We start from the raw sequence: 21,389 nt of genomic DNA, 5'->3' as shown, positions 1-21,389 counted from the left end.
GGAAGGCTCATCGCAGGAAGGCCGCGGCCACGCCGGCGTCCACGGGGATGTGGAGCCCGGTGGTGTGGGAGAGCTCGCTGCCGGTGAGCACGGCGGCGGCGTTGGCCACGTTTTCGGGCAGGACTTCGCGCTTGAGCAGGGTGCGCTGGGCGTAGTACTTGCCCAGCTCCTCTTCCTGCACGCCGTAGACGGCGGCGCGCTTGGCGCCCCAGCCGCCGGCGAAGATCCCGGAGCCGCGGACCACGCCGTCGGGGTTGATGCCGTTGACCCGGATGCCGTACTCGCCCAGTTCCGCGGCGAGGAGCCGGACCTGGTGGGCCTGGTCTGCCTTGGTGGCGGAGTAGGCGATGTTGTTCGGGCCCGCGAACACGGAGTTCTTGGAGGAGATGTAGATGATGTCCCCGCCCATTTCCTGGCCGATCATCACCTGCGCGGCGGCCTTGGCCACCAGGAACGAGCCCTTGGCCATGACGTTGTGCTGAAGGTCCCAGTCCTTCTCCGTGGTTTCCAGGAGCGGCTTCGAGATGGAGAGTCCGGCATTGTTGACCACCAGGTCCAGGCCGCCGAAGGCCAGGACGGCTTCCTGGATGGCCGCGGCGATCTGGGCCTCGTCGGTGACATCGGCCTGGACGCCGATCGCGACGTCGGGGCCGCCGAGTTCCGCGGCCACCGCGCGGGCGTTGTCCAGGTTCAGGTCCGCGATGACCACGCACGCGCCGTCGGCGGCGAAACGGGTGGCGATCGCCTTGCCGATCCCCGACGCCGCCCCGGTCACCAGGGCGATCCGGCCGGCGTGGGATTTCGGCTTGGGCATCCGGGCCAGCTTGGCCTCTTCCAGGGCCCAGTACTCGATCCGGAACTTCTCAGATTCCTCGATCGGGGCGTAGCTGGAGACGGCCTCGGCGCCGCGCATGACATTGATGGCGTTGAGGTAGAACTCCCCCGCCACCCGGGCGGTCTGCTTGTTCGCCCCGAAGGAGAACATGCCCACCCCGGGCACCAAGACGATCGCCGGGTCCGCGCCGCGCAGGGCGGGGCTCTCAGGGGTCGCGTGCCGGTCGTAGTACTCCTGGTAGTCCTCGCGGTAGGCGGCGTGGAGTTCCTTCAGCCGGGCGATCGAGTCCTCGACCGGGGCGTCGGCGGGCAGGTCCAGGACCAGCGGCTTGACCTTGGTGCGCAGGAAGTGGTCCGGGCAGGACGTGCCCAGGGCGCCGAGCCGCGGGTGCTCGGCGGCTTCGAGGAACTCCAGGACGGCTGGGTCGTCGCTGAAGTGCCCCAGCTGCGGCTTGTCCGTCGAGGCGAGTCCGCGGATCACGGGCGCCAGGGCGGCCGCCTTCGCCCGCCGCTCGGTTTCCGGGAGGGCAGCGTAGCCGGGCAGCTTCGGCCCGAACGGTTCGGCCCGGCCGTGGTCCTTGATGTACTGCTCGGCCTGTTCGATGATCCACAGCGAGTTGGCCTCGGCTTCCTCGCTGGTGGCGCCCCAGGCCGTGATGCCATGTCCGCCGAGGATGGTGCCGACCGCGTGCGGGTTCGCGTCCTTGATCGCGGCGATGTCCAGGCCCAGCTGGAACCCGGGGCGCCGCCACGGCACCCACGCGACCTTCTCGCCGAAGATCTCCTTGGTGAGCGCCTCGCCGTCGGCCGCCGTGGCAATGGCGATCCCGGAGTCCGGGTGCAGGTGGTCCACGTGCGCGGCATCGACCAGGCCGTGCATGGCGGTGTCGATCGACGGCGCGGCGCCGCCCAAGCCGAACAGGCAGTAGTCGAATGCGGCCACCATCTCGTCTTCGCGCTCGACGCCGGGGTACACGTTTTTCAGCGCCTGCAGCCGGTCCAGCCGCAGCACGGCAAGGCCTCCGGCCTTCAGTGTGCCGAGGTCGCCGCCGGAGCCCTTGACCCACAGGAGTTCGACGTCCTCGCCGGTCACGGGGTCCTTTTCGGTGCCCTTGGCCGAGGTGTTACCGCCGGCGAAGTTGGTGTTCCGCTTGTCCGCGCCGAGGCGGTTGGAACGGGCAATCAGTTCTTCAACAGTCTTGTTCTCAGTCATAACTCTTAAGCGCCCCATCCGGCTTGCTGGCCGCCGACGCGGTCCTCGTTGATCTTCTTCTGGTAGCCGCTGGCCTTGAAGGCGGCCAGCGGGTCCGCGGGCAGGCCGCGGGATTCACGCCACTGCGCCAGCGCAGGACGGACATCGGTGTAGAAGGCATCGTTGAAGATGCCGTTGGCGGCCAGGACATCCCCGCTGCGCTGGGCCTCGGCGAGCGCGTCCGTGTCGATCAGCAGGGCCCGGGCAGTCATTTCCTGGACGTTGAGCACCGAGCGGATCTGGCCCGGGATCTTTTCTTCCAGGTTGTGGCACTGGTCCAGCATCAGGGCGACGGCTGAATTCTCTCCTGCGGACTTGCCGAAGCCGCCGCCGCGGATGACCTCATGCATGATGCGGAAGAGCTGGAACGGGTCGGCCGCGCCGACGATCAGGTCATCATCCGCGTAGAAGCGGGAGTTGAAGTCAAAGGAGCCGAGCTTGCCCAGGCGCAGCAGCTGCATGACGATGAATTCGATGTTGGTGCCCGGGGCGTGGTGGCCGGTGTCCAAGCAGACGAGGGCCTTCTCGCCCAGCGCCAGGGTCTGAGCGTAGGAGGTGCCCCAGTCCGGGACGTCGGTGTGATAGAAAGCCGGCTCGAAGAACTTGTATTCCAGCACCAGGCGCTGTTCCGCGCCCAAGGCGGCGTAGATCTCCTGCAGGGATTCGGCCAGGCGGTCCTGCCGGCCGCGCATGTCGTCCTGGCCCGGGTAGTTGGTGCCGTCCGCGAGCCAGATCTTCAAATCGCGCGAGCCCGTGGCGTGCATGATCTCCAGGCACTCGAGGTGGTGGTCGATGGCGCGGCGGCGCACCGCAGGGTTCAAGGAGGTCAGCGAGCCGAACTTGTACTCGTCGTCCTGGAAGGTATTGGAGTTCACCGTGCCCAGGCCCACGCCCAGACCCGCCGCGTACTCCTTCAGGGCCGCGTAGTCATCCACCTTGTCCCAGGGGATGTGCAGGGCGACCGTGGGTGCCAGGCCGGTGAGTTCGTGGACCTTCGCGGCGTCGGCCAACTTCTCCTGGACGGTGCGCGGGGTGCCGGGCGTGCCGAACACCCTGAAGCGGGTGCCGGAGTTGCCGTAGGCCCAGGACGGGACCTCGATGGCGAGTTCCCCGAGGCGGCCCAGGGCCGTTTCTGTGGTGTTCATGACTGTTCCTTTTGCGGTTGGTGGTTGTCCCCGGCGGCGTTGGCCGCGGACAACTGGTCCTCGAGATTGAAGATTTCGGTGAGCTGGAGGAAGCCCTGGTCCGGTGCACCGGAGAGATCCTCGAAGAAGCCGGCCATGTCGGCCTGCCAGCGGTCGTTGACGTCCGTGGCTGCCATCCGGGCCTGCGCGCCCGTCAGGCTGTCTGTTTCGAAGTAGCCGATCAGGAGCCCGTCGGGCCGGAGGAAGAGTGAGTAGTTGTTCCAGCCGCAGGCCTTGAGGGCCCGGAGCATCTCCGGCCAGACGGCGGCGTGCCGGCGGGTGTATTCCTCGATCAGCCCGGGCTTGACCTGAAGTTGGAAGCAAACGCGTTGCGTGCTCATGAGAGCACCACGTGGCGGTGTTCGATGCCCAACAGGGACGCGGCGGCCTTGATGTCGGCGGCCCGGTGGCCGATGCAGAGGGCCCAATGGTGGCCGATTCCGGTCTGGCTCCACTGGTCCACCCAGAGCCCGGGGTCCCCGCCGAAGTCCACCCGGGAGGTCGTGTTGCCGATCTGCAGGAGGGGCCCCGGGACAACTTCGCCTTCGGAGGTGACGAAGACGTAGCTTCCGTCCGGGTCCTGGCCGAGGCCGAAGGTGGTGACGGGGCCGTGGCGCACATCGAATTCGACCGAGACGCCCCAGCCGCGCTTGCCGTGGTAGATGCCGAGTCCGCGCAGGAGCGGGTCCTGGGCGGACACGGCCAGGTGGGCCGGGCCGTCGTGTCCCATTTCGACCACGTTGTCGAGGAAGTTCAGGGCCTGGATCTCGGTGAAGGATCCCCCGGCGCCGATCGCCTGGGCGGCCAGCATGGCAATGGAGGTCCGCAGTTCGAATTCGCCGGCCATCGGGATGCCCCGGGCGGTCAGGATGGAGGAGCCCAGGATCATCCCGGCGCCCAGCCGTTCGTGCTGTTCCCCGGCCAGTCCGCGGTGGTAGTAGGCCACGGAGTCGAGGTCGAAGTCCTGCACGAGGCGGTCCAGGCCCACCGAGACCTTCGCGCCCCACGCGAAGTCGTCGTCGTTCACGGAGTCATCGACAACGAAAAGTTCGCGGGCGAGCCCGAGCCGTTCGGAGACCTCCGCGTCCGTCACGGCGTTGACCCGTTCGCGGAGGTCATCGAATTCGAGCACTTCGACGTGGGAGCCGAAGGTGGTCGAGACGGTGGTGAGGTCGCTGGCGACATCGAGCATGCCCGGATAGAGGTGGCCCATGAGCCCGTGCCGGGCACTGCGGAGCCGGGCGCGGACGCCGGCGGCGTGGACCCACTGCGTGATCCGCTCCCAGGCGGACTCCTGCTTGAGATGCCCGGAGACTGAGCGGAAGTCGATCCCGGCCCGGCGGAAGACGTTGGCGACCTCCGGCACCGGGCACTGGCCGCAGTAGGCCAGCCATTTGCCGGTGTCGAAGTTGGCGTGGTCCATCGCTTCGGTCGGCTGCAGGTCGATCACCAGGACGGGGGTCTTCGCCCGTTGCGCGATCGGCAGGACCATGGAGGAGGTCAGGTACGTGGTGAGGAAGATGACGATGAGGTCGCAGTCGGCGACGCGCATCTTTTCACCGGCCGTCGCGGCCTCCTGCGCGTCGGAGATGAAGCCGGTGTCGACGACTTCGGCGTCGAGTCCCTGGAAGCGGCCGGTGACGTAGCGGACGGAGTCCTGCAGCTGCGGGAGCAGCTCCGGGAACTGGGGCCAGTAGGCGCCCAGCCCGCCGGAGACCAGCCCGATGCGGGTGGGGCGGCGCCGGTGCGGGTGCAGCAGCCGGTCTGCCGGTTGTTTCTGGTTCATGTAAGGGGCCTTCCGGCGTGAAAAGGGGTACCTGGGGCTCCGGAATGCGGGTTCCGGGCACGGCTGTGGAGAAGGGCGCCGTGGACCCGGTGCTGCGGCACCGGTGAAGTGGAATGGTGTGGGTGGAAGGAACGAGATGCCGGGCGGGCTGTCGGCGGCCCGCCCGGCTGCTCGGGATGGGTCAGGGACGGATCAGAAGTTGTACTTGTCGATGTTCTCGGCGTTGAAGACGGTCGGCGGGCCGACGATCACGAGGCCGCCCTTTTCGACTTTGCGTTCGCCAAGCTCGCCGGCGGTGAAGGTATCCCCTTCTTTGCCGGTGATCTTGCCGTCCGTGAGGGCCTTGCCGGCGAACGCGGCAACATAGCCAAGCTGTGCCGGGTCCCAGAGAGCGAACTCCTTGACGGTTCCGTCCTTCACGAAGGGCCGCATTTCATTCGGCAGCCCCAGCCCGGTGAGGGCAACCTTGCCCTTGTAGGCGGACGTTGAGAGGTACCGGGCCGTGGCGGCGATGCCCACTGTGGTCGGAGAGATGATGCCCTTCAGGTTCGGGTGGGCCTGCATGAGGCCCTGGGCTTCCTGGAAGGACTTGGTGTCGTTGTCATCGCCGTAGACCTTGGCAACAAGCTTGATGTCCTTGTACGCGGGGTTGGAGGCCAGCTCCTCCTCCATGTACTTGATCCACTCGTTCTGGTTCGTGGCGTTGGCGGTGGCGGACAGGATGGCGATTTCGCCGCTGCCGCCGATCTGCTCGGAGATCAGCTTGGTCTGGATCAGGGCAACGTCCTTGGCGACGACCTGGCTGATGAAGACGTCGCGGCAGTCAGGGTTGGTGTCGGAGTCGAACGCGACGATCTTGGCGCCGGCGGAGCGGGCTTCGCCGAGGGCCGTGCAGACGGCGTCGGGGTCATTTGCCGCGATCGTGATGACGTTCGTGCCGGCCTGCGTCTCGGCGTTGATGAAGGAAACCTGGCTGGAGGCGGAGGCTTCCAGCGGTCCGACCACCTGGGACGAGGCGAATCCGGCCTCGGTGGCGCCCTTCTTGCCGCCGCCCAGGACGACGTCGGTGTACGGGTTGTTCAGCTGCTTGGGGATGAAGGTGATCTTCTGGTCCCCTCCCCCTGCTGAGGGGCTGCTGGTATCGCTGGAGGATGCGGAGCCGCTGTTGCAGGCTGTCAGCGCCAGTGCGGCCACGGCGGTGATGGCCACCATGCTTCCCAGTCGGCCGGTCTGGCCCTTGTTCTTGCGGTTCAACATCATTGTTCTTCCCTTTTCCTTCGTGCGGTAGGTGCGGCCGGCCCCAGGCGGGCACGGTTTCTGTGGTTCTCGTGTGCAGATTTCAGGTGGCCTTGCGGGTGAAACTTCGTCGTACGCGCCGGGTGTGGCGCCATTGCCGGATGGCGGAGCCGATGCTCGGCGCCACCACCGAGACGATCAGCAGCAGCCCGGTAACCGTGATGAGGACGACGTCGGACACCCGGGCCAGGCGCAGCGCATAGTTCAGCGTCCCGATCAGCAGGACCCCCGCGATCACGCCGGGAATGGAGCCCTTGCCGCCGAAGATCGACACGCCGCCGAGCAGGACAGCGGCGATGACAGCCAGTTCCAGGCCGGAGGCGTTGTCACTGCGGGCACTCGTGTAGCGCAGCGTCCAGTAGATGCCGGCGAGCGCAGAGACGGCGCCGGATCCGACGTACAGCCAGAACTTGCTGCGGGCCACGTTGATGCCGACGAAGCTGGCGGCTTCCTTGCTGTAGCCCATCGCATAGAGCCCCCGCCCGAACGGCGTGAAGTGCAGCAGCACGCCGAAGAAGACCACCACCACGACCACGCCGATCATCACCGTGGGGATCCCGGTGCCACCGATCTTGGAGGTGAAGAAGGCAGTCAGCGCCTTCGGGAAGTTGGCCACGGCGTTGTCGCCGATGATGACCAGTGCCAGGCCGCGGAACAACGCCAGGGTGCCAATCGTGACCGCCAGGGACGGCAGTCCGAGGACCGCGATCAGGAAGCCGTTGAACATGCCGGCGGCAATTCCTGCCAGCAGGCTGATCGCCAGGACCAGCCAGACGTCCATCCCGCCGGCCCAGAGGACGCCCATCAAGGCGCTGGTCAGGCCGGCCGTGCTGGCCACGGACAGGTCGATCTCGCCCGTGATGATGATCAGCGTCATCGGCATCGCAATCAGCAGGACCGGGATCACGTCCAGGAGCAGGAAGCCGGTGGTCACCGGCGAGGCGAAGCGCGGGATCGCGATGGCCGCGTAGATCAGGAAAGCAATCAGGGCGTAGATGGTGATGGCGTCACGGCCGGTAAGGATCCGTGCGGCGCCGGTCCGGCCCTTCGGTTCGCTGGCCAGCGGCTTGGTGTTGTCAGCCACGGGTGCCGGCGCCGTGCTGGTGGTGGACGTGGTTTCAGACATTGCGAGCCTCGCTAATCCGCAGTTTCTTGGCTGTGCGCAGGCTGGCCACGCGGTCGATGATGATGGCGGTGAGGATCAGCACGCCGACGATCGCCTGCTGCCAGAATTTGTCCACCCTGAGGGCGGTCAGGGAGCTGGTGATGGTGGTCAGGAGCACGGCGCCGAGGGCGGCCCCGGTCACCGATCCGCTGCCGCCGAAGATGGCCACGCCACCGACGACGGCGGCCGCCACCACGGTCAGTTCCATGCCGGTGCCGGTGGTCGCGCCGACCGAGTTGAAGCGGCTGGCGTAGAGCACGCCGGCCAGGCCGGCGAGCGCCCCGTTGGCCAGGAAGGCCAGGAACACGCGCTTGGAGACCTTGATGCCGAAGGCTGTCGCCGCGTCCGGGTCCGAGCCGATGGCGTACAGGTCACGGCCCGGGCGGGTGCCGGACATGTAGACGGCCACGGCGATCACGACGACGATGGCCAGCAGCGTGATGACGGGGAACCCCAGAAAGGTGTTCACCGAGAGTGCGCCGAACTCCTCCGGACGATCGCCCGCGAAGAACTGCTTGCCGCCGGCCCAGGCGTTGTTCAGGCCGCGGTACACGTAGAGCGTCCCGAGCGTGATGACCAGGGCGGGGACTTTGGCCAGGGTCACCAGGGCGCCGTTGAAGGCGCCGAGCAACGCCCCGAAGGCCATACCGATGGCAAACACTGCGATGATCGGAACGCCGGGCACGGCCGAGAAAATGGAGCCGGTGCCGAAGGCGACCAGCCCCAGCATGGAGCCGACGGAGAGGTCGATGTTCCGGGTGATGATCAGCAGGGTCTGCCCTACCGCCAGAATCATGATGATCGTGGCGTTGAGCAGCAGGTCCTTCACGCCTTGGGCGGTGAGGAACAGCGGGTTGATCAGGTAGGTGACGAGTACCAGCAGTGCCAGCGCGATCAGCACGGGGAGTTCGCGCATCCGCAGCACCGCAGCGACGGCGCCTCGGGCGCCGGCGGCGGGCGCCGTCGTCGTTGCGTTCTTGTGGTCCAGAGCTGAGCTCACAGGGTTCCTCCTGCGGAAGATGTGGCGGCGTGCATGACCGATTCGGGGTTCGCATCGGCACGGTCGAGTTCGGCGGTGATCCGGCCTTCGCGCATGACCAGGACGCGGTCCGCCATGCCGAGGACCTCGGGCAGTTCGGAGGAGATCATCAGGATCGCGATCCCGCGCCCGGCGAGGTCCGAAATGAGCCGGTGCACCTCGCTCTTGGTGCCGACGTCGATGCCGCGGGTGGGCTCGTCGATGATCAGCAGCCGCGGGTCCGTGGCCAGCCACTTTGCGAGCACCACCTTTTGCTGGTTGCCGCCGGAGAGCGTGGAGACGGCGTACTCCTGCGAGCCGGTCTTCACCTGGAGCCGTTTGCTCCACTCCTGGGCGGCGCGCCGCTCGGCGGCACCGTTGATCAGCCCCGCCGTCGTGTATTTGTTGCGCAGCGTGAGCGTGACATTCCGGGCCACGGACAGGTCCATCACGAGGCCCTGCTTGCGGCGGTCCTCCGGGACGAAGCCCATGCCGGCAGTGATGGCCGCCTGGGCATTGCGGGGCCTGAGCTTGCGCCCGTCGAAGGTGATGGCGCCGGCGTCATAGGGATCGATTCCGAACACGGCACGGGCCACCTCGGTGCGGCCGGCGCCCACGAGGCCGGCCAGCGCAACGATTTCCCCGGCGCGGACCTCGAAGCTGATATCGCGGAACACTCCTGCGCGGCTGAGCCCGTCCACTTTCAGGACGACATCGCCGATCTCGGCAGGGGCTTTGGGGAACAGGGCGCCGATGTCACGGCCCACCATCTCGCGAACGATCCGCTCCACGGTGACGTCTGCTGTCCGGTGGGTGGAGATGTACCGGCCGTCCCGCATGACGGTGATGCGGTCGCAGAGGTCAAAGACCTCATCGAAACGGTGCGAAATGAAGAGGATGCCGGTCCCGCGGTCCCGGAGGCTCCGGGCCACGGCAAACAGCCGCTCCACCTCGACGCCGCTGAGGGCTGCGGTGGGCTCGTCCATCACCAGGACTTTGGCGTCCAGCGAAATGGCCTTGGCGATTTCAATGATCTGCTGGTCCGCGATGGACAAGCCCTCGGCGATGCGGGTCGGGTCGATGGGAACGCCAAGGCGTTCGAACAGCTTGTGCGCTTCCCTGACCATCGTCGCCTTGCTGATGAGCCCGAAGCGGCCCTTGGGCTGGCGGCCAACGAAGATGTTCTCTGCGACACTCAGGTCCGGAAAGAGTGTGGGCTCCTGGTAGATGACGGAAATTCCGGCGTCCTTGCTCTCGGCTACATTGCGGAACTGGACGCTCTGGCCCGCCACCTGGAAGTCGCCGGAATCGGGATGGTGCAGGCCGGCGAGGATTTTCACCAGCGTGGACTTGCCGGCGCCGTTCTCCCCGACCAGCGCGTGGATTTCGCCAGCCTCGATGTTGATGGTTCCATCGGCCAGGGCGACCACCGGGCCAAAGGTCTTGGCTGCGTGTGAGAGCGAGAGAACCGGAACCGGTTCCCCCTCGGAGGGGCCGGACCGGGAACTGTATGTCTGCTGCATAAAATTAACCGCACCTTTGGGGCTTAGTGAGCACTGCCTTGTTGAACACAGCAATGAATCGTTTCATAACCAGCTGTGATTTGAATCATAGGGTCTTCAAATGGACACGTCAACTGCTGTCAACCATCCGTGACGCAGCTTTTGATTCGTTTCAATGAAAGGGTTCAAAGTAGGCCCCGGACAGGTATCCTGAAGTGAGTATTTTGCGTATGCGCCGCCTAGCCCCAAGGGCTGCGGCGTCCACCTTCAGGAGCACAGGAAATGGTTTCAGCGAGCGTCAAGGACGTCGCGGCCCTGGCCGGCGTCTCGGTCGGGACGGTCTCCAATGTGCTGAACCGGCCGGAGAAGGTCTCTGCCGAAGTCACCGGCAGGGTCCAGTCCGCCATCGACAAGCTCGGCTTCGTCCGCAACGACGCCGCGCGCCAGTTGCGCGCCGGCATGAGCCACAGCATCGGCCTGGTGGTCCTAGACGCCGCAAACCCCTTCTTCACGGATCTGGCCAGGGGTGCAGAGGACCGTGCCACCGCGGAGAATTTAACGGTCCTCGTCGGAAATAGCAATGAGGATGAGGGCCGGGAATCCGCCTATCTGGATCTTTTCGAGCAGCAGCGCGTGCGGGGCGTACTGCTGTCCCCGGTAGGAAATGTGATCCCCCGGCTGGAGCAGCTCCGGCGCCGGGGCATCCCGACGGTGCTCGTGGACCGGCAGACAGAGAACCTGAGCTTCTCCTCGGTGGCCGTGGATGACCTGGCGGGCGGGGAGATGGCTGCAGCCCACCTGTTGTCGCTGGGCCGGCGGCGGATCGCGTTTGTTGGCGGCCCGGCAAGCATCCGGCAGGTGGCGGACCGTTTGGCAGGGGCCCGGAAGGCCGTCGACGCCGTTGCGGGTGCAGCCCTCGAGGTCATCGCGACGGAATCCCTGACCGTGCTTTCGGGAAGGGCAGCCGGCGAGTCCATCCGGTCCCGGCCCGAAGCCGAACGCCCGGATGCGATCTTTGCAGCCAACGACCTGCTGGCCATAGGTGTCCTCCAGGGCCTGATGCTCATGGGCGGCGTCAACGTGCCGCAAGAGATCGCCCTGATCGGCTACGACGACATTGAGTTCGCCGCCGCCGCCGTCGTACCCCTGTCCTCCATCCGGCAGCCCAGCGCCCTCATCGGCTCCACCGCACTGGAATTGCTGCTCCGGGAAGCGGCAGCCGAGGACGGATTTGCACCCACCCAGGTGGTCTTTCCGCCCGAACTGATAGTGAGGGCATCCACGCAGGGCTGACAGGAGGCCCCGATGGGCAGCGCAGACTATGAGTTCCGGCGCCACCACCGCCACATTTGCCGATCTGACCGCCACTTGGCTGAGCCGGCACCCAACATGCACTCCCGCAGCCCGCAGGGACCCACACCGGAGCGCCTCGCGTCTAGACGCCTGCACAACAGAACGAGAGGGCCTCATACATTTGACCATTGAGGCGGGGGCCATTTCACGGTTAGCTGGATCACATCCTCGCTTGCCCGTAACCGTTCAGGACTCCTCATGACATTGCAGAATAACCGGCCCTCGGGCCGCGCCACGGAATGGGACGACGTCGAGATCGGCGACGCCGTCCACCTCCGCCGGGGCGGCCGCCTCGAGCACGCGGGCCGTGTAGACAACCGCACCGCCGACGGCGCCGTCGTGTGGGTGGTGTCCAAGGCCGGGCACCGGAAGCTGTTCCACGTCGCCGACGGCTTCGAACTGAGCGTGGCAGATCCCGAAGGGGCCCGCCATGCTGACAACTGACCGCCAACCCGCCCTGATGCAGCAGCCGAACTCCGCGTCCGGCGTCGCAACGGGGACGAGCACCTGGGCAGCCGGCTCCGCCGCCTCCTGCCCGGATGACTGCCACTACTGCTCCGGCCCCGAGACCGACTAGCAGCAACGGCTCCCCTGCGCCGCGGCCGCAGGGGTCCGCAGGAGCAGCTGACCTCGGCCGATGCCCGGAAATCACAATCCGGGCATCAATCGGGCTCCGCCGCCGTGGCATCGTTGACTAAGGCAACGGCGGGCATAATGGTTGAGCCATGAGGTCTCAGCGAATGAAGCACGCACTGGTTGTGACAACGGCTGCCGCGGCGGCCCTCCTGCTCGGCGGCTGCGGGGGCAGCTCGACGCAGACCCAGCCGGCCACGTCCCCGCCCACCCCGTCGGCCAGCGAAACAAGCCAGCCCGCGACTTCCGGTGCCGCAACGGAATCCTCTGCGGCCGCCGCAACCTCGCAAGCGGCCCAGGCCGGCCCCGCACTGTGCAAGGCCGGTAGCCTGACCGCCACCACCGACTCCTCGGGCGGCGGCGCCGCGGGCAGCGTCTACATGCAGCTAATCGTGACCAACTCCGGCACCGAACCGTGCCTGCTGAAGGGCTATGCGGGCGTCTCCCTCACGGCCGGGGCCGACGGCGAGCCGATCGGCGCCGCCGCCACCCGCGACGACTCGACCCCGGTCACCGATGTCCTGCTCGCCCCGGGCAAGGCCGGCGCCGCCACGCTGCGCTACACCCAGGCCGCCAACTACCCGGACTGCACCCGGACGCCGGCGGCAGGACTCCGGGTCTACCCGCCCGATGACACCGATTCGCTGTTCCTCGCGCAGCCGCTGGACGCCTGCGCCAACACGGAGATCAACCTGCTGATCATCGGAGCTTTCCAGCCCAAGTAACGCCGGGCCCCCGCGTCTCTGCTCGCGCCCGCCACGGTGCTTTCGCCCTCCTGGGGCCGCCGGGCCGCCGTGATCGGGCCCGGCTAATAGTGTCGGTGGGGTAGGGCATGATGGAGGAATGAAGGGGCAGGAGCTCGCCGGCGGCACACTCTCGGCCGACGCCATGGACCGGTTCAGCCGACCGACCCGGGACTGGTTTCTGGGCGCTTTTTCCGCGCCCACCCCGGCCCAGAACGGCGCCTGGAATGCCATCTCCTCCGGTGCGCACGCCCTCGTGGTCGCCCCCACCGGTTCCGGCAAGACTCTCGCCGCGTTCCTCTGGGCGCTGGACCGGCTGCTGGTCTCCGCCCCCGCGGAGCCCGAGCCCCTGCCCGGCCTGGACACGGCGGCCAAGGGCGGGCGCCGAACGGCCGCGCGGATTAATTCAGCCCAGCGGAAGGCAGCCCAGCGGAAGACCCGAGTGCTGTACATTTCCCCGCTCAAGGCTCTCGGCGTCGACGTCGAACGCAACCTCCGCGCACCGCTGATCGGCATCACGCAGACCGCCAAACGCCTGGACCTGCCCGCCCCGCTCATTACCGTGGGCGTCCGGTCCGGGGACACGACGGCGTCCGACCGCCGCTCGCTGCTCAGCCACCCGCCCGATATCCTCATCACCACCCCGGAATCCCTCTTCCTGATGCTGACGTCCAAGGCGCGCGAAACCCTCAGTGAGGTCGACACGATCATTGTCGACGAGGTCCACGCCGTCGCCGGGACCAAGCGCGGGGCGCATCTGGCGGTGTCGTTGGAACGGCTCGACGCGCTGCTGCCCAAGCCCGCCCAGCGCATCGGGCTTTCGGCCACCGTGGAACCCAAAGAGCTGGTGGCTCAGTTCCTCGCCGGATCGGCGCCGGTGGAAATTGTGGCCCCTCCGTCGCGGAAGAACTGGGACCTGACCGTCTCTGTACCTGTGGAGGACATGTCCGATCTCCAGGGCGCCGCCGGCGCCTTCGATTCCGGCCCGGCCTCCGGGCTCCAGCCGCAGGCGTCCATCTGGCCCCATGTGGAGGAAAAGATCGTGGACCTGGTGCTGGCCAACCAGTCCACCATCGTGTTCGCGAACTCCCGCCGCCTCGCCGAACGGCTGACCGCCCGGCTCAACGAGATCTACGCCGAACGCCAGCTCATGGCGGCCGGCGGCGACTGGACCGAGTTTGGCGCCGGAGCTCCGGACTTCGACGCCGTGCCGGCCGCAGTGCCGAAATCAGTGCCGAAATCGGTGCCAAGTACAGTGCCCAACGCCGTGCCGCCCGGCGGTGCCGCTGCACAGCCCACGTCCACCGCCACACCGGCCCACATGATGGCCCAGGCAGGCAGCACCGCCGGCGCCGACCCCGTGCTGGCCCGCGCGCACCACGGTTCCGTGTCCAAGGACCAGCGCGCCTTGATCGAGGACGACCTGAAATCCGGCCGCCTGCGCTGCGTGGTGGCCACGTCCTCACTCGAGCTTGGCATCGACATGGGTGCGGTGGACCTGGTGGTGCAGGTCGAGTCGCCGCCCTCGGTGGCCAGCGGCCTGCAGCGGGTGGGCCGCGCCGGCCACCAGGTCGGCGAAATCTCCCAGGGCGTCCTGTTTCCGAAGCACCGGGCAGACCTCGTCCACACAGCCATCACCGTGGAGCGGATGCTGGACGGCAAGATCGAGCGGCTCAGCGTGCCGGCCAACCCGCTGGACATCCTGGCCCAGCAGACGGTCGCCGCCACCGCTCTGGGTGCCATCGACGTGGAGGAGTGGTTCACCACCGTCCGGCGGTCCGCGCCCTTCGCCTCACTCCCCCGCTCCGCGTTCGAGGCCACCCTGGACCTTCTGGCCGGACGCTATCCCTCGGACGAGTTCGCGGAACTGCGGCCCCGTGTCATCTGGGACCGGAACGCCGGGACCATTGAGGGCCGTCCCGGCGCGCAGCGGCTGGCCGTCACGTCCGGCGGCACCATCCCGGACCGCGGGCTGTTCGGCGTCTACATCATCGGCAGCGAAGTCGAGGGCACCGGTGGTTCGGGGTCAGGCGGGGGCGGCTCCTCCGGCGGTGCCAGTGCGGACGGCAGGGCAGCCAGCCCGGCCACGGCAGCCGCCAAGGGCGGGCGCCGGGTGGGCGAACTCGACGAGGAAATGGTCTATGAATCCCGCGTTGGCGACATCTTCGCCCTCGGAGCGACGAGCTGGAAGATCGAGGACATCACGCACGACCGCGTCCTGGTCTCGCCGGCGTTCGGCCAGCCCGGCAAGCTCCCGTTCTGGAAGGGCGATTCGCTCGGCCGGCCCGTGGACCTGGGCCGCGCCCTCGGCGCGTTCATGCGCGAACTGGCGGCGTCCGACGTCGGGCCGGCAACCGAGCGGTGCAAGGCCAGCGGACTGGACGACTACGCCGCGAACAACCTGATCCAGTACCTCGCCGAACAACGGCTCGCCACCGAGGTGGTCCCCAGCGACACCACCCTCGTGGTGGAACGCTTCCACGACGAGCTCGGCGACTGGCGCGTGGTGCTGCACAGCCCCTTCGGCATGCCCGTGCACGCACCGTGGGCCCTGGCCGTGGGCCAGCGCCTGCAGCAGCGCTATGGGATGGACGGCTCGGCCATGGCCGCCGACGACGGCATCGTGCTGCGCGTGCCCATGATGGAGGATGAGCCGCCGGGCGCCGAGTTGTTCCTGTTCGATCCGGAGGAAATCGAGCAGATTGTGACGGCTGAGGTCGGTGGCAGCGCCCTGTTCGCGTCCCGGTTCCGCGAGTGCGCCGCCCGTGCTTTGCTCCTGCCCCGGCAGAATCCCGGCAAGCGGCAGCCCCTGTGGCAGCAGCGGCAGCGCTCGGCGCAGCTGCTGGATGTTGCCCGGAAGTACCCGACGTTCCCGATTGTCCTCGAGACGGTCCGCGAGTGCCTGCAGGATGTTTACGACCTTCCGGCGCTGAAGGACATCGCCGCCTCGGTGGAGCGCCGCGAGCTCAGGATCGTCCAGACCACCACCCAGCAGCCCTCACCGTTCGCGAAGTCCTTGCTCTTCGGCTACGTGGCCCAGTTCCTCTACGAAGGCGATTCCCCGCTCGCGGAGCGCCGTGCCGCCGCCCTGGCCCTCGATTCCACCCTGCTCAATGAGCTCATGGGCCGCGTGGAGCTGCGCGAACTGCTGGATGCGAAGGTCATCGACGCCACCGAGCGCGAACTCCAGCGCCTGGCCCGGGACCGCCAGGTACGCGGGCTGGAGGGCGTCGCGGACCTCCTGCGCCTCCTGGGTCCGCTCGCGCCGGACGAAGTCGCCGCCCGCCTGGAGCCGGTGGCCGGACCGGTCCCGGCGGGCGATACCGCCGGGACCGCCCCGGCGGCTGAGCCTCTCGAAACCCCGGCGGTCCTGCCCGTCGAAACCCCGGCAACGGAGGCCGACGCCGCTGCCCACCTCGCGGCCCTGCAGCGGGCCAACCGGGCGATCAAGGTCAACATCGGCGGCATCGAACGCTTTGCGGCGGTCGAGGATGCCGCCCGGCTCCGGGATGCCCTCGGCGTACCGCTGCCCATGGGCGTGCCGCTGGCCTTCATCGAACCGGTCGCGGACCCCCTCGGCGACCTCGTCTCGCGCTACGCCCGCACGCACGGGCCATTCACCGCCGCCGAGGCCGCGGCGCGGCTGGGACTCGGCGTCGCCGTCGTCGGCACGGCGCTGAAGCGGCTGGCCGCGGACGGCCGCGTGGTGGAAGGCGAGTTCCGCCCGCACGCTACGCCACCGGGAGTCACGCCGGCCGGCACGGCAGCCGGGGTTGCGGCGTCCCGAGTTGCGGAATCCGGAGTTGAGGAATCCGGCATTGAGGGGTCCGGCGACACGGCGGTCCCAGCTGCCGTTCCCGCCACGGTCCCGTCTGCCGTTCTGCCTGCCGTTTTGCCTGCGGCGGGTGTGAGCGAATGGTGCGACGCCGAGGTCCTCCGTAAGCTGCGCCGCCGCTCGCTCGCCGCGCTCCGGGCCGAAGTGGAGCCCGTGGACGCCGCCGCGTACGGGCGGTTCCTTCCCGCCTGGCAGAACGTGCGGACCCCGGGCGGGCGCGGGCAGTCCGCGCTCCGCGGCCTGGACGGCATCATCACGGCCATCGACCAGCTCTCCGGCGTGCCCATTCCGGCCTCCGCGTGGGAACCGCTTGTCCTGGCCAGCCGTGTCTCGAATTACCAGCCGGCCATGCTGGACGAACTCATGGCCGCCGGCGAAGTCCTCTGGTCCGGTGCCGGCTCGTTGCCCGGCAACGACGGCTGGGTCAGCCTGCACCTCGCGGATTCGGCCGAGCTGACGCTGAATCCTGCCATCGATTTCGAACCCGGCGATGCGCAGCGGCGGCTCCTTGAGCACCTCCAGAACAACGGCGGCGGCTACTTTTTCCGGCAGCTGACCGAGGTTGCCGGCGGCATGGATTCCGTGCTGAGCGAACAGGACGTGGTGGCCGCCCTCTGGGATCTCGCCTGGGCGGGCCGGATTACCGGCGACACCTTCGCCCCGGTCAGGGCCCTGATCGCCGGCGGCCACACCGCGCACCGGCAGGTGGGGCGTGCCCCGCGGGCCCGCGCGCCGCGGCTCAGCCGGCTCGGACGGGCGCACGGCACCGGCCTGCTGGGATCGCCCGGACTCACAGGCGGCCGGTACGGCTCCCTGACCGGCACCGCACCTGCACCCCCGCTCGCCGCAGGACGCTGGTCCGCGCTGCCCTCCCCCGAACTCGATCCCACCATCCATGCCCGGGCCACGGCGGAACTGCTCCTGGACCGCTACGGCGTGGTCACCCGGGGCTCGGTCATGGCGGAGAACATCCTCGGCGGCTTCGGCCTCATGTACAAGGTGCTGGCCCGGCTCGAGGAAGCCGGACGCTGCCGCCGCGGCTACTTCATCGAACACCTCGGCGCGGCGCAGTTCGCCGTTCCGGCCACGGTGGACCGGCTGCGGTCCTACGTCGAGGACGCCCAGCTGCACAAGGCCGAGCCGGTGGCCCTGGCCCTGGCCGCGACCGACCCCGCCAACCCCTATGGCGCCGCGCTGCCGTGGCCTGCGCTCAACGTCGACGCCGGCACGGGCCATCGCCCCGGCCGGAAGGCAGGCGCCCTCGTGGTCCTGGTCGACGGCGCCCTGGCCCTGTATGTGGAGCGCGGCGGCAAGACCCTGCTCGCCTTCAGCGACGACACCGACGTCCTGGCCGCGGCCGGTTCGGCCCTGGTGGGCGTGGTGACCCGCGGGGCCATCGACAAGCTGATCATGGAAAAAGTCAATGGCCACGGCATCCTGGACACCCCGGTGGCGGCCGCCCTCGCCCAGGCCGGGGCCTACTCCACTCCGAAGGGACTGAGGATCCGTGCCTGAGGGCGATTCGGTCTTTCGCGCCGCGGCACAGCTGCACGCGGCACTGGCCGGAAAGGAACTGGTCTCGTCCGATTTCCGGGTCCCGCGCTTCGCCACCCTGAAGCTCGGCGGCTGGACCGTCGATGAGGTGGTGCCGCGCGGCAAGCACCTGCTGATGCGCGTGCAGGGCCCGACGCCGAAGGACCGGCTCACCATCCACTCGCACCTGAAGATGGAGGGCAGCTGGCAGGTGTACCCGCCCGGGGGCCGCTGGCGGAAGCCCGGCTTCACAGCCCGCTGCGTGCTGCGGACCGCCACGGCCGACGCCGTCGGATTCTCCCTGGGCATTCTCGAGGTGGTCCGCACCGACCAGGAAGACGCCATCGTGGGGCACCTCGGCCCGGACCTGCTGGGCCCGGACTGGGACGCCGCCGAGGCCGAACGCCGGCTGCTGGCGGCCCCGGACGTTCCCATCGGCGTCGCCCTGCTGGACCAGAGCAAACTGGCGGGGATCGGGAACATCTACCGGTGCGAGGCCTGCTTCCTCGCGGGAGTCCATCCGGCGTCGCCCGTGTCCACAGTGCCGGATCTTCCCGCCATCATCACCGATGCGCAGGTCCTGCTCTCCGCCAACCTCGGGCCGGGCCGCCGGACCACTGTGCTGAACGCGCGCGGCGTGCCTGTGGGCCGCACCGCCGGGCGCCCCGGCTACTGGGTCTACCGGCGCGAGCACCAGCCGTGCCTGAAATGCGGCACCCCAATCCGCCGCGGCATCCTTGGCAGGGACACAGGCACCGGCACCTACACGGAGGAACGGAACATCTACTACTGCCCTATGTGCCAGCCCTTGCCGGGCCCCGGGCCAGAGAGCGTCAGCTGACGGGACGCGCGGGGGATCAATCTGTCCGGGCGCTGGATGCTGTTGCCGGGACTGCCGTCCCTGCAACAGCGGCTTCCGTTTCAGTCCCGGCCACGGAGACGGGCCGCGCACCGGGTACGGTGAACCGCGGCAGCAGCCACTGCACCAGGGGTCCAATCGCCAGCGCGTACAGCACCGTGCCTACCCCGACCGAGCCGCCCAGCAGCCAGCCGGCGCCGAGGACCACCACTTCAATGCCGGTGCGGCAGACCCGGACGGGCCAGCCCTTCCGCCGGGCGAGCCCGGTCATGAGGCCGTCCCGTGCGCCCGGGCCCAGGCGGGCGCCGATGTAGCAGGCAGAGGCGACGCCGTTGAGCAGCACGGCCCCGACCAGCAGGCCGATCTGGCCGCCCAGATGCGAGAACTGTGGAATCAGCGCCAGCCCGATGTCCGCGAAGACCCCCACCAGCACCGCGTTGCACAAGGTCCCGACGCCGGGCCACTGCCGGAGCGGGATCCACAGGAGCAGCACCAGGAAGCTGACAACAATCACCACCGTACCGAGGCTGAGCCCGGTCCTGGCCGTCAGCCCCTGGTGGAGCACGTCCCAAGGCGCCGTGCCGAGGCTGGCACGGATAAACATGGCCAGGGAGATGCCGTATAGGGCGAGGCCTATCAGGAGCTGGAGGAGTCTGCGGGTCAACATGGTGTCCATCCTCCTAGAAAACTGGCCTTGCAATCCATAGCCAGTTTGAAATACTGGCTACATGCTCATCTCTCTGACTCCGGGGTCGCTGGCCCGCCTGCTGGGTGAGTGGAACGTTGGTGCCGCCCCCGCCTACCGCGAACTGGCCGACGTCGTCCGCCTGCTAATCCTCGACGGCCGCGTCGCCCTCGACGTCGCCCTGCCGAGCGAGCGTTCGCTGGCGGCCGCCCTTGGCATCAGCCGCACCACGGTGACCGCGGCGTACGCCCTGCTGCGCGACCAGGGATTTCTTAGCAGCGGCCAGGGCAGCCGGAGCCGGAGCTGCATCCCGAGTCAGGGGCCCGGGCATGCCGGCGGTCATGACGGCGCCCTGCGATTGAGTGGCGCCCCCGGCCTGGCCGTGCCGGACGGGATCCTTGACCTGGCCTATGCCTCCCTGCCCGCCAGCGGCGAAGTGGTGCACCGGGCCTTTGCCGCGGCACTGACCGAGCTGCCGGCGCTGCTGCCGGGCTTCGGCTACGACGCCCTGGGCGTGGGCCCGCTCCGCGAAGCCATTGCGGCCCGGTACACCGCCGCCGGGGTCCCCACAACGGCCGGCCAGATCCTGGTCACCTCGGGCGCCCAGCATGCGCTGAACATTGTGCTCCGCGCTTTGGCCCGCCGTTCGGGGACCAAAGTGCTTGTGGAACATCCCAGCTACCCGAACGCCCTCGACGCGATCCGGGCTGCGGGCTGCCGCCCGGTCCCGGTGGCCATGCCCGCCGCGAACCCCATCGGCCAGGGCCGCCACGCCCCCGCCCCTCAGGGCGCCGGCGGCTGGGACATCGAGGCCATGGAATCGGCGCTGCTGCAGCAGAGGCCCGCGATGGCCTACGTGGTGCCGGACTTCCACAACCCCACCGGCCGGCTGATGCCCGATGCGCAGCGGCGCCGCCTCGTGACGGCGGCAGCGGCGTCGGGCACCGTGCTGGTGGCGGACGAGACGCTGCGGGAGCTGAACCTCGACGGCGCCGCCTCGACCCCCATGGCCGCATTCAGCCCGGCGGTGGTCTCCCTCGGTTCCCTCAGCAAGTCGCACTGGGCAGGGCTGCGCACCGGCTGGATCCGCGCCAGCGAGCCGCTCATCCAGCGCTTCGCCGCCGCCCGCACCACCCTGGACCTCGGCGGGCCCGTGGTGGAACAGCTTGCCGCGGCGCATCTGGTCAACGCCCTGACGGAGCCGCTCCCTGCCCGGCTCGCCGCGCTGCGCGAGAACCGGAACGCGCTGCTCGAACTGATACACGCGCACCTGCCGGGCTGGGAGCCGGAATGGCCCGACGGCGGACTGTCCCTCTGGTGCCGTCTTCCGGCGCCGATCAGCACGGCTCTTGCGGTGGTGGCTCCCGACGTCGGGATCCGGCTGGCCGCGGGGCCGCGGTTCGGCGTCGGCGGTGCGTTTGAGCAGTACCTGCGGCTGCCGTTCACCCTGCCGCCGGAGCAACTGGAGACGGCCGTGCTGGCGTTGCGTTCGGCGCAGGATCGGCTGGAGGCCTCGCCGCAGCTGAGGCGCAACGTCTCAGCCCCGCCGGCCGCGGCCATCGCCTGAATCCAGAGGCGTCCCACAGGCCCGTCCTGCGACGCCCGCTCTTCCCGGCGCTGCGCACAGGCCCTGCCGACGCCCGCTCTTCCCGGCGCTGCGCACAGGCCCTGCCGACGCCCGCTCTTCCCGGCGCTGCGCACATGCCCTGCC

The 21,389-nt window shown here is 68.8% G+C and carries 16 protein-coding genes; 7 read left to right on the top strand and 9 right to left on the bottom strand.

Annotated features, from left to right (window positions below; all coding sequences use genetic code 11):
• Positions 1-7 precede the first annotated feature (7 nt).
• The 8 genes from AC1DR1_RS09510 to AC1DR1_RS09475 form a co-directional block, all read right to left on the bottom strand.
• Positions 8-2,047 (bottom strand): bifunctional aldolase/short-chain dehydrogenase, encoded by a 2,040-nt coding sequence (locus tag AC1DR1_RS09510; RefSeq protein ID WP_476966892.1) that lies wholly within the window; start codon positions 2,045-2,047, stop codon positions 8-10.
• 5 nt (positions 2,048-2,052) lie between these two features.
• Positions 2,053-3,231 carry an L-rhamnose isomerase gene (gene rhaI, locus AC1DR1_RS09505; RefSeq protein ID WP_229994836.1) on the bottom strand — a complete coding sequence of 393 codons (1,179 nt, stop codon included), beginning with the start codon at positions 3,229-3,231 and terminating at the stop codon, positions 2,053-2,055.
• A complete protein-coding gene (locus AC1DR1_RS09500) occupies positions 3,228-3,611 on the bottom strand; it encodes an L-rhamnose mutarotase (protein ID WP_229994837.1) in 384 nt (127 codons plus the stop codon). Before AC1DR1_RS09500 ends, rhaI begins: the two co-directional genes overlap by 4 nt.
• Complete coding sequence (locus AC1DR1_RS09495; RefSeq protein ID WP_229994838.1) at positions 3,608-5,056, bottom strand: L-fucose/L-arabinose isomerase family protein; 1,449 nt, start codon at positions 5,054-5,056, stop codon at positions 3,608-3,610. The genes AC1DR1_RS09500 and AC1DR1_RS09495 overlap by 4 nt, the downstream gene beginning before the upstream one ends.
• 192 nt (positions 5,057-5,248) lie before the next feature.
• Positions 5,249-6,316, bottom strand: a complete 1,068-nt coding sequence (gene rhaS / locus AC1DR1_RS09490; RefSeq protein ID WP_229994839.1) for a rhamnose ABC transporter substrate-binding protein — start codon at positions 6,314-6,316, stop codon at positions 5,249-5,251.
• 79 nt (positions 6,317-6,395) lie between these two features.
• Positions 6,396-7,478 (bottom strand): ABC transporter permease, encoded by a 1,083-nt coding sequence (locus AC1DR1_RS09485; protein WP_476966891.1) that lies wholly within the window; start codon positions 7,476-7,478, stop codon positions 6,396-6,398.
• On the bottom strand, positions 7,471-8,517 hold the full coding sequence (locus AC1DR1_RS09480) for an ABC transporter permease (protein WP_229994841.1): 1,047 nt from the start codon (positions 8,515-8,517) through the stop codon (positions 7,471-7,473). The genes AC1DR1_RS09485 and AC1DR1_RS09480 overlap by 8 nt, the downstream gene beginning before the upstream one ends.
• Complete coding sequence (locus tag AC1DR1_RS09475; RefSeq protein ID WP_229994842.1) at positions 8,514-10,058, bottom strand: sugar ABC transporter ATP-binding protein; 1,545 nt, start codon at positions 10,056-10,058, stop codon at positions 8,514-8,516. Before AC1DR1_RS09475 ends, AC1DR1_RS09480 begins: the two co-directional genes overlap by 4 nt.
• Positions 10,059-10,319: 261 nt before the next feature.
• Between AC1DR1_RS09475 and AC1DR1_RS09470 the strand changes: the two genes are divergently transcribed.
• The 6 genes from AC1DR1_RS09470 to AC1DR1_RS09445 all read left to right on the top strand — a co-directional run bounded on the left by AC1DR1_RS09470 (position 10,320) and on the right by AC1DR1_RS09445 (position 18,975).
• On the top strand, positions 10,320-11,330 hold the full coding sequence (locus tag AC1DR1_RS09470) for a LacI family DNA-binding transcriptional regulator (protein ID WP_229994843.1): 1,011 nt from the start codon (positions 10,320-10,322) through the stop codon (positions 11,328-11,330).
• Between the two features lie 258 nt (positions 11,331-11,588).
• Positions 11,589-11,834, top strand: a complete 246-nt coding sequence (locus AC1DR1_RS09465; RefSeq protein WP_229994844.1) for a hypothetical protein — start codon at positions 11,589-11,591, stop codon at positions 11,832-11,834.
• Positions 11,821-11,967 (top strand): hypothetical protein, encoded by a 147-nt coding sequence (locus AC1DR1_RS09460; protein ID WP_229994845.1) that lies wholly within the window; start codon positions 11,821-11,823, stop codon positions 11,965-11,967. Before AC1DR1_RS09465 ends, AC1DR1_RS09460 begins: the two co-directional genes overlap by 14 nt.
• Positions 11,968-12,115: 148 nt before the next feature.
• Positions 12,116-12,748, top strand: coding sequence for a DUF4232 domain-containing protein (locus AC1DR1_RS09455; protein WP_476992516.1), 633 nt, complete (start codon positions 12,116-12,118; stop codon positions 12,746-12,748).
• 118 nt (positions 12,749-12,866) lie between these two features.
• Positions 12,867-18,116: an Lhr family helicase gene (locus tag AC1DR1_RS09450; RefSeq protein ID WP_476992515.1), complete on the top strand. Its 5,250-nt coding sequence runs from the start codon at positions 12,867-12,869 to the stop codon at positions 18,114-18,116.
• Positions 18,109-18,975 carry a DNA-formamidopyrimidine glycosylase family protein gene (locus AC1DR1_RS09445; RefSeq protein ID WP_229995988.1) on the top strand — a complete coding sequence of 289 codons (867 nt, stop codon included), beginning with the start codon at positions 18,109-18,111 and terminating at the stop codon, positions 18,973-18,975. The genes AC1DR1_RS09450 and AC1DR1_RS09445 overlap by 8 nt, the downstream gene beginning before the upstream one ends.
• Positions 18,976-18,991: 16 nt before the next feature.
• Here AC1DR1_RS09445 and yczE read toward each other — a convergent pair whose 3' ends face one another.
• On the bottom strand, positions 18,992-19,660 hold the full coding sequence (yczE, locus tag AC1DR1_RS09440) for a membrane protein YczE (RefSeq protein WP_229995987.1): 669 nt from the start codon (positions 19,658-19,660) through the stop codon (positions 18,992-18,994).
• A 61-nt stretch (positions 19,661-19,721) separates the two neighbouring features.
• Between yczE and yczR the strand changes: the two genes are divergently transcribed.
• Positions 19,722-21,245 carry a MocR-like transcription factor YczR gene (yczR, locus tag AC1DR1_RS09435; protein WP_476992514.1) on the top strand — a complete coding sequence of 508 codons (1,524 nt, stop codon included), beginning with the start codon at positions 19,722-19,724 and terminating at the stop codon, positions 21,243-21,245.
• Positions 21,246-21,389: the final 144 nt, after the last annotated feature.

This window comes from Arthrobacter sp. P4_F10 (assembly GCF_056401435.1).
Note: the sequence above shows the minus strand (reverse complement) of the source record. Positions and strands in the feature narration are given on the sequence as shown.